At 36.5% G+C, this 4,545-nt stretch carries 6 protein-coding genes and 1 tRNA gene; 6 read left to right on the top strand and 1 reads right to left on the bottom strand.

The features are described 5' to 3' along the window. Positions 1–23: 23 nt before the first annotated feature. The 6 genes from NE054_RS07120 to folK are packed head-to-tail and all read left to right on the top strand — an operon-like array spanning position 24 to position 4,348. Entirely contained in the window at positions 24–1,430 is a 1,407-nt protein-coding gene (locus NE054_RS07120; RefSeq protein WP_297890147.1) for an FAD-linked oxidase C-terminal domain-containing protein, read from the top strand. A 50-nt stretch (positions 1,431–1,480) separates the two neighbouring features. Beyond that, on the top strand, positions 1,481–1,672 hold the full coding sequence (gene rpmB / locus NE054_RS07115) for a 50S ribosomal protein L28 (protein ID WP_297890146.1): 192 nt from the start codon (positions 1,481–1,483) through the stop codon (positions 1,670–1,672). A 39-nt stretch (positions 1,673–1,711) separates the two neighbouring features. Beyond that, positions 1,712–1,969 (top strand): SemiSWEET transporter, encoded by a 258-nt coding sequence (locus tag NE054_RS07110; RefSeq protein WP_297890144.1) that lies wholly within the window; start codon positions 1,712–1,714, stop codon positions 1,967–1,969. Beyond that, positions 1,950–2,996, top strand: a complete 1,047-nt coding sequence (gene obgE / locus NE054_RS07105; RefSeq protein WP_297890142.1) for a GTPase ObgE — start codon at positions 1,950–1,952, stop codon at positions 2,994–2,996. The genes NE054_RS07110 and obgE overlap by 20 nt, the downstream gene beginning before the upstream one ends. Beyond that, positions 2,968–3,903: a methionyl-tRNA formyltransferase gene (gene fmt / locus NE054_RS07100; RefSeq protein WP_297890140.1), complete on the top strand. Its 936-nt coding sequence runs from the start codon at positions 2,968–2,970 to the stop codon at positions 3,901–3,903. The genes obgE and fmt overlap by 29 nt, the downstream gene beginning before the upstream one ends. Continuing rightward, positions 3,896–4,348 carry a 2-amino-4-hydroxy-6-hydroxymethyldihydropteridine diphosphokinase gene (folK, locus tag NE054_RS07095; protein ID WP_345780606.1) on the top strand — a complete coding sequence of 151 codons (453 nt, stop codon included), beginning with the start codon at positions 3,896–3,898 and terminating at the stop codon, positions 4,346–4,348. Before fmt ends, folK begins: the two co-directional genes overlap by 8 nt. Positions 4,349–4,351: 3 nt before the next feature. Here the strand turns inward: folK and NE054_RS07090 are convergent. Continuing rightward, positions 4,352–4,424 (bottom strand) — tRNA-Phe (locus NE054_RS07090). Positions 4,425–4,545 lie beyond the last annotated feature (121 nt).

Here is a 4,545-nt window from a genome sequence, read left to right as displayed (position 1 = left end):
AATTTTTAGTTTGAGGTGGAAAGATGTTTAAGATAAAAACCGTAGAGAAGATTCCTGTTCCGGAAAATGTAAAAAGATATTTAAAAGAGGCGATAGGGGAGCATAAAGTTTTAGATGATGAGATGGACAGAATGCTTTACTCTTACGATGCTACCAGATTAAGTGTTCCTCCGGATGTTGTCGTTATTCCGGAAAGTGAGGAAGATGTACAGAAGATAGTAAAAATCTGTTATGAGAACGATGTTCCAATTACACCAAGAGGAGCAGGTTCCGGATACACGGGAGGCTCTATCCCTGTTAAAGGTGGTGTTTTAATATCTTTTGAAAAGATGGATAAAATCCTTTGGATAGATGAAGACAACGCAGTTGCAAAAGTCCAGCCTGGTGTTATAACTTACAGATTACAGCAAGCTGTTGAAAAAAGAGGTTTATTTTATCCACCTGACCCTGCGAGTTACAAATTCTGCACCATGGGTGGAAACGTGGCGGAAAATGCAGGTGGACCAAGGTGTGTAAAGTACGGGGTTACAAGAGAGTACATAATGGAGCTTGATACTGTAATCCATACCGGAGATATCATCCATACTGGAAGAATAACATTAAAAGATGTAGCTGGATATGACCTAACACGGCTTTTAATCGGAAGTGAAGGAACCTTAGGAATATTCACAGGTATAACAGTAAAGCTAATACCAAAACCAAAAGCAAAGAAGACTGTTAAAGCTGTTTACATGGATTTAGAGTCGGTAGGAAAGACTGTTAAAGACATTTTCAAAGCTGGAATATCTCCTTCAGCTTTGGAGTTTATGGACAAACTTGCGATAAATGCTGTAGAAGACTTTGGACATTTTGGTCTTCCAAGAGATGCGGAAGTTATTTTACTTATAGAAGTGGACGGACATCCAAAAGCACTTGAGGACGAGATAGCGGAAGTGGCAAAAATATGTGAGCAAAACGGAGCAAAGGTTGAAATAGCTAAAACAGACAGAGAAGCGGAAAAGTTGTGGGAAGCAAGAAGGTCATTGTCACCTGCTGTTGCAAAACTTGGTAGAACAAAGATAAACGAAGATATCGTATTCCCAAGAAGCTACCTTCCGGAAGCATTACCAAAACTCAGAGAAATAGGTAAAAAGTACAATCTTAAAATGGTAAACTTTGGACACATAGGAGATGGTAACGTCCATGCTAACTTTATGATAAACGGTTTAGACCCAGATGAAGTGGCAAGAGCAGAAAAAGCGGTAGAAGAAGTTTTTGAGCTTGCTTTATCATACAGAGGTTCAATTACAGGAGAGCATGGAGTAGGTATAACAAAGGCAGAATTTATGAGAAAACAGTTTTCACCTCAAGAAATGGAGTTAATGAGAAAGATAAAAAGAGTTTGGGACCCTAAAAACTTGATAAATCCAGGTAAAATGGATTTAGATTAAAGTGTGCTATAATATTTATTTCTAAATTTAGAACAAGGAGGAATTTTGATATGGCTGTTTGTCAAGTATGTGGAAAAAAGACAGTTTTTGGAAATACGGTTGCCCACTCTGCAACTACAGAAAGAAGAACATGGAAACCTAACCTAAGAAGAGTTAAAGTCCTTTTAGAAGATGGCTCCACAAAAAGAATCTATGTATGCTCTAAGTGTCTAAAAGCCGGAAAGGTCAAAAAAGCTGTCTAAATTAAAAAAGCAGGGTTCTATCCCTGCTGTTGTTTCTAAATGAACATAGACATCCTCGGCTTAATAGCAGCAACCTTAACAACCTCAGCATACATTCCTCAAACTTACAAAGTGATAAAAACCAAATCAGCCTCTGATTTTTCTTGGATTTGGTTGATTTTTATGATAATCGGAATATTTTTATGGTTTGTTTACGGATTGATGATAAAAAACATTCCTTTGATAGTAGCAAATGGAATTTCAATCATAAGTTTAATAACGATAGGTGTAGTGAAGTATGTTTATAGACAAAGCTAAGATTTATGTAAAAGCAGGAGATGGTGGAAACGGTTGTGTTGCATTTCATAGGGAAAAGTTTGTCCCAATGGGAGGACCATCCGGAGGAGATGGCGGTAAAGGTGGAGACGTTATAATAGTAGCCGATAGCCATCTACAAACTTTGATGGATTTTAAATATAAAAGACATTACAAAGCAGAGAGAGGACACCACGGTCAAGGAGGCAACAAAAAAGGTAAAGATGGAGAAGACCTTATAATAAAAGTTCCTGTAGGAACGGTTGTAAAAGATGCACAGACAGGAGAAATATTAGCAGACCTTGTAGAAGAAGGACAGTCTGTAGTAGTTGCAAAAGGTGGAAAAGGTGGAAAAGGAAATGCTGCATTTAAAAGTGCTACAAATCAGGCACCAATGACAGCTGAGCCAGGAGAAGAAGGTGAAGAAAGATGGATAGAGCTTGAACTAAAACTTTTGGCTGATGTTGGAATAATAGGATTTCCAAACGCCGGAAAATCCACTTTAATATCCGTTTTGTCAAAAGCAAGACCTAAGATAGCCGATTATCCGTTTACTACTTTAACTCCCGTGTTAGGAGTTTTACAGCTTGATGTTAACGATTTTTTAGTTTTAGCGGATATTCCCGGACTGATAGAAGGAGCATCACAAGGACTTGGTCTTGGACATGAGTTTTTAAGACATATAGAAAGAACAAAGTTTTTAATCCATCTAATAGATGTCTCAGATTTTAGAGAAAGAGACCCAATAGAAGCATTCAACATAATAAATAAAGAACTTGAAAACTACTCTCCGGATTTGATTAAAAAACCCCAAATAGTTGTTGTAAATAAAATTGATGCTTTATCTGATAAGTCTTTGTTGGAAAGACTTGAAAAGTATTTTACAGAAAAAGGATATCCATTTGTTGCGGTCTCTTTGATTACCAAAGAAGGTGTTGATAAACTAATCAATCTGTTAAGAGAGAAAAAGAAAGAATGGATAGAAAAAGCGGAGAAAAAAGATGAGAGTGTTGTTTTGGGGAACACCTGAATTTGCCGTTGAAAGCCTAAAAGCTTTAATAGACTCAAACCATGAAGTTGTTGGAGTTATAACTCAGCCGGATAAACCAAAAGGTAGAGGACAGAAAGTCCAACCACCACCTGTAAAAGAGGAAGCTTTAAAACATGGCATTCCTGTATTTCAACCGGAAAAGATAAAAAACAATCCTGAAATTTTAGACACAATAAAAAAACTCAATCCGGATATATCCGTAGTAGTAGCGTATGGAAAAATACTGCCGGAAGAAATAATCAACATACCAAAATACAAAACTATAAACGTCCACGCATCTTTACTACCAAAGTACAGAGGAGCAGCACCTATTCAAAGGGCAATAATGGAAGGAGATGAAGAGACAGGTGTATGTATAATGGAGATAGTAAAAGAACTTGATGCTGGTGATGTTTACCAATGCCGTAAAGTCAAGATAAATCCGGATGACGATATAATCACACTTCATGACAAACTGGCAAAAGAAGGAGCGGACCTTTTAATAGAAGTTTTAAACAAGATAGAGAAAGGTCAGATAACAAAAACACCTCAAGACCACTCAAATGCAACCTATGCAAAACCCATAGAAAAAGAAGAAGGAAAAATAGATTGGAAAAGACCAGCCAAAGATATCTTCAACCAGATAAGAGCCCTTAAAGTATGGCCTAAAGCATTTACAGAGTTTAGGGGTCAACAGATAAAAATATTGGATGCTACCATTGTAAACTGTGAAAAAAAAGCAGATGCAGGAGAGATAATAAAAGCAAGTGATAAAGAAGGTATTATAGTAGCAACCGGTGATGGTTGTTTACTTATAAAAACACTTCAATTTCCAAACTCAAAACCGATATCATCTCAAGATGCTGTTAGAGGTTACAGAATAAAAGAAGGTGAAAAATTTGAATAGAGTGTTTTTAGGTCTTGGTAGTAATTTAGGAAACAGAGAAGAAAATTTGAAAAAAGCCATAGAGCTTCTTTCAGAAAAAATAAATATAATAAAATTATCAAAAATTTACGAAACAAAGCCTGTTGGAGTGGAAAATCAACCGGATTTCTTAAACATGGCACTGATAGGAGAGACGGACATAGACCATATATCCATGTTTTCCTTTATAAAAGAAGTTGAGAAGAAGGTAGGAAGAGTAGAAAGGTACAGGTGGGGTCCAAGAGAGATAGATATTGATATACTCTTTTACAACGATTTGATTTTTCATTCAGAAAATTTACAGATACCTCATCCAAGGCTTCATGAAAGAGATTTTGTCTTAAAACCTTTGATGGATTTAAATCCGGATTTTGTTCATCCGGTTTTGAAAAAGAGTATAAAAGAAATCTATAAAGATTTAAAGTAAAAGTGGCCAAGGGCGGAATCGAACCGCCGACACTGCGGTTTTCAGCCGCATGCTCTACCGACTGAGCTACCTGGCCATTAGAGAGATATATTATATAACAATTTTTATTTTTATGCAAGTTTTTGTATTGGTTCAGTACATCGTGAGCATCCATACATAAACATTATATCACATCCCATATGCAATATCTGCTGGAG

Source organism: Sulfurihydrogenibium sp., from assembly GCF_027448985.1.
GTDB lineage: Bacteria > Aquificota > Aquificia > Aquificales > Hydrogenothermaceae > Sulfurihydrogenibium.
The sequence above is the reverse complement of the archived record's forward strand: the minus strand, read 5'-3'. Positions and strand labels throughout refer to the sequence as shown.

Excerpts from the sequence above, each read along its gene's own strand:
- rpmB (WP_297890146.1), top strand. The coding sequence starts at position 1,481 with ATGGCTGTTTGTCAAGTATGTGGAAAAAAGACAGTTTTTGGAAATACG.
- NE054_RS07110 (WP_297890144.1), top strand. The coding sequence starts at position 1,712 with ATGAACATAGACATCCTCGGCTTAATAGCAGCAACCTTAACAACCTCA.
- fmt (WP_297890140.1), top strand. The coding sequence starts at position 2,968 with ATGAGAGTGTTGTTTTGGGGAACACCTGAATTTGCCGTTGAAAGCCTA.
- obgE (WP_297890142.1), top strand. The coding sequence starts at position 1,950 with ATGTTTATAGACAAAGCTAAGATTTATGTAAAAGCAGGAGATGGTGGA.
- NE054_RS07120 (WP_297890147.1), top strand. The coding sequence starts at position 24 with ATGTTTAAGATAAAAACCGTAGAGAAGATTCCTGTTCCGGAAAATGTA.